This is a genomic window from Cohaesibacter celericrescens (assembly GCF_002866925.1).
Lineage (GTDB): Bacteria > Pseudomonadota > Alphaproteobacteria > Rhizobiales > Cohaesibacteraceae > Cohaesibacter > Cohaesibacter celericrescens.
The window spans coordinates 1-3,384 of record NZ_PKUQ01000057.1 but is presented as its reverse complement, the minus strand read 5'-3'; the positions used below and the strand labels follow the sequence as shown (position 1 = coordinate 3,384).

The following is a 3,384-nucleotide window of genomic DNA, read 5'->3' as shown; positions in this document are numbered from 1 at the left end:
CGAACAACCAGAACCGCATGCCCGATACCGGAACGAGTTTTGACCACTGCCATACGCAAAGAGCTGGCAGGAACACCCTTCCGGATCAGTTCGGATCGTTTAGTCAAAGCATAATCTTCACAATCACCAAACGGTGTGTTGATGGACCATGTTTCACCACGGTCATTGCGATAACGAATTTTGCGGTTTACAGCGCGGTTGGTTTCATAAAGTGTTGCGATCAGTTTTTTGTTGTAGCGTACCGAACTTGAGCCCCCTCCCCGACATTCACGCGCATGTTTGCGGCAGAATACCTGATAGGCCAAGGGAGGACGGTTTTTGTTCCGCTCCTTCAACTGGATCAATTGAGATTGAAGACTCTTAAGCTGAGCTATCGCATCAGAATTGGGTCTGGCTTGCAGTGGTGCGGAAAATAACAGTGCGAAGACTGAAAGCGCAAAAGCTGTCTTTTTTAAAAATGCCTTGGTCATTGTTTGCATCCCTGAGCGTCGATCCCAAGACTCCTTTCACGGAGCTTCTTGATAGAACCCAGTTGTAACAAACAGTGATTTTGCTTCCCCTAAGAGATTAATTCAAATTTTAGGCAATCGGTATTTTGTACCATATATCATATTTGTCATATTGCTTTGCCAAAGGAAAAGCAGCCTTCTATCAGGAATTAATAGCATTTATGACTTGTTGCCTTAACGAGATATACAAGGGCCTCCGATGCCTTCAAAGCAAGTCGGTAGAACAAAAAATAGTTCTCCTCAATATCGTTTGACGTGGCTAAAGCTTACCACGGTTTAGTCCTGGCTTGATTTGGCAATGAAATATGGATTTGAAAAAGGGGCGTCATCTTGAACGACTTTTCCATATTGTAAACGTTTTCCATCAAGGGTGACCACCGCCCCTCCAGCTGCAGTTAAGATGGCGTCTCCGGCTGCGGTGTCCCATTCCATTGTGCGGCCAAATCGCGGATAAAGATCTGCTTCGCCGGATGCCAGCAGACAGAATTTGAGGGATGATCCAATAGATTTCTGTTGCCCGACAGAGAAGTCCTTGAGAAAGATTTCCGTCTCTGACGAGTGATGGGAGCGAGAACCAACAACATCAATAGTGGCTCCGTTCTCACGGACCATGATATCCGACCGATTTGTAATGGATTTGAATACCAACGAATCTGCCACTTCCCCCCGCCATGCACCGTTGCCCACTTCACCAGCAAATAAACAGCCTAAGGCAGGAGCGTAAATCACCCCCAAGATTGGTACATTGTCTCGAATCAACGCGATATTGACGGTGAACTCTCTGTTTTTTTGGATAAACTCCTTAGTGCCATCCAGAGGATCAACCAAGAAAAATTCTCCATTCACCGTGGGTATATTGCCCGCCGCTACGGCTTCTTCAGCAACGACGGGGATGGTCGGTGCAATGTTGGCCAATATTTCTAAAATTACGGCTTCCGCAGCCTGATCTGCTTTTGTAACCGGGGAGTCATCGCCTTTGATCTCAAAATCAAAATCAGTTTCATAGATCTCCATAATCACTTTGCCTGCCTGAAGTGCAGCATCCACAATTTGATCAATTAGTTCAGGCATATGTTTATTCCCTAGCGAGCAAATACGCGATTTTCTCCGCCGCTACTAATGCGATCATTGCGGCGATTTCTGGATATTTTCAAATGAACAAGACTCTGGATCAAGTATTCTTTTGACTATAGGCCGCATCAAAGATGCATGATTGAGACACACCCAAGCCCGCCTTACTGCCATGAAAATTGCTCAATCAACGTAAGACCTTGTTTCAAGGTCTCATGAGCAGCAGATTCCGTTTTAGCCTCGACATAACAACGCATTTCAGGTGCATTGCCCGAAGGGCGAAAATGGATAACGCGTCCATCCTGTAAATAAACACGTAACCCATCCAAATCACTTGTGGAGGCAACCTTGCCGATGCCAGACAAAAATGCAGACAGGTTTTCATCAGAGGCGCGCAAGTGTTTCATCAAAGCAGCACTCTGATCCAGAGAATAGTTTGAAATTCGCTCAGCGGCTGCCACTGGCAGACTGTAATCTCTTGCGAGGAGAGACAATGGTTTGGACCGTTTTTGCCTTACATATAGAGTAGACAAGATGGGCAAAAAACAATCACGTGTCGGCAGTGGTGAAACGTCCAGTCCCTCCAATTGAAAAGAAGACGCGGTTAAAAACCCTCCATTGGCTTCAAACCCAACAATTCCAGATTTACCCTGAGCTATTGCATCATCCATACCGGCAATAACAAACGGGGACCCAACGCAGGTCCGTTTCACTTCGAAAGAGCCGTTCTTTTCGATACCGGAATTGGATGTGACGGGCGTAACGACAACATTTGCATCCAAAAAGGTGGCGGTTACAAGCCCCAACAAATCCCCTCGCAGTGGTATGCCGGCCTCATCAGCCACCAAAGGGCGATCGGCATCACCATCAGCGGAAACAATCGCATCGAGTTGATATTCGATCGCCCAACCTTGAAGCAAAGCGATTGTTTCAGTAGATACCGCTTCGGTATCGACAGGTATAAACTCGTCTGAGCGCCCCAACGAAACAACCTCTGCTCCGTAGTGAGCAAGCGTATCGACCAACAAATCTCGGCCAACAGTGGAATGCTGATAGACACCAATTTTCAATCCGGACAGTGCGTTGTTGGGTAGTAGATGATTGTTTCTAGCAAGAAACGCTTTGCTAGCGGCCCCATTGTCAACGGCACATTCGCCTCGTCTTAACACCACTGAATCAGACAATTTCTCGGCCCAAACAGAGATCGCAACTTCATCCTGTTTAGAAATTTCGCCAGCAGGTAAATAGAATTTGATGCCATTCCTATCGGCAGGAATATGAGAGCCCGTGATCATCACGGATGCGACCTGGGCTTTCATACCTGCCAGAGCAAGGGCCGGAGTAGGCAAAGCACCACAATCGACGGGCCGAAACCCAGCATCCTCAATGGCTCCGAAGCAAATTTTAGAAATGTCAGGGCTTGATGCTCTGAAATCTTTGCCAACAAGGATTTCGTTGCCTCTTTTAGACAGCCCCAACTCTTCAAGATATCGACAAAAAGCTGTCAGATAAAGTGCGGTTGGCATTCCTACCAGATCAGACGAAAGTCCTCGTAATCCGCTTGTTCCAAATTTCACACTCATCTATAGACCACCCTGAAAACCCGACACTGCGTATGGAGCCCCACTTAAACAATGAAACTGTCCATATGCAATAGCATCAAGCTGATCATGATTTTGCACATTTGTTCTGATCGTACAGGTGATACTCACAGATTTGCGATAGAATGGAGCATTGGTAGATGAAGACGCAAATTGAAACTGAGGAACTTTTTCTTACCGCCCGATACTTGCGTAGAAAAAGC

Annotated in this window: 3 protein-coding genes; all 3 read right to left on the bottom strand. The window is 46.5% G+C overall.

The annotated features are described in order from the left end of the window. Positions 1–470 (bottom strand): transglutaminase-like cysteine peptidase (locus C0081_RS23005; RefSeq protein WP_180967033.1); only part of this gene is annotated, 470 nt, incomplete at its 3' end. Between the two features lie 315 nt (positions 471–785). Then, on the bottom strand, positions 786–1,580 hold the full coding sequence (gene cysQ, locus C0081_RS23000) for a 3'(2'),5'-bisphosphate nucleotidase CysQ (RefSeq protein WP_101536093.1): 795 nt from the start codon (positions 1,578–1,580) through the stop codon (positions 786–788). A 164-nt stretch (positions 1,581–1,744) separates the two neighbouring features. Next, positions 1,745–3,163, bottom strand: a complete 1,419-nt coding sequence (locus C0081_RS22995; protein WP_101536092.1) for a phosphomannomutase — start codon at positions 3,161–3,163, stop codon at positions 1,745–1,747. Positions 3,164–3,384: the final 221 nt, after the last annotated feature.

Coding starts and splice junctions, on each gene's coding strand:
- C0081_RS22995 (WP_101536092.1), bottom strand. CDS start 3,163: ATGAGTGTGAAATTTGGAACAAGCGGATTACGAGGACTTTCGTCTGAT.
- cysQ (WP_101536093.1), bottom strand. CDS start 1,580: ATGCCTGAACTAATTGATCAAATTGTGGATGCTGCACTTCAGGCAGGC.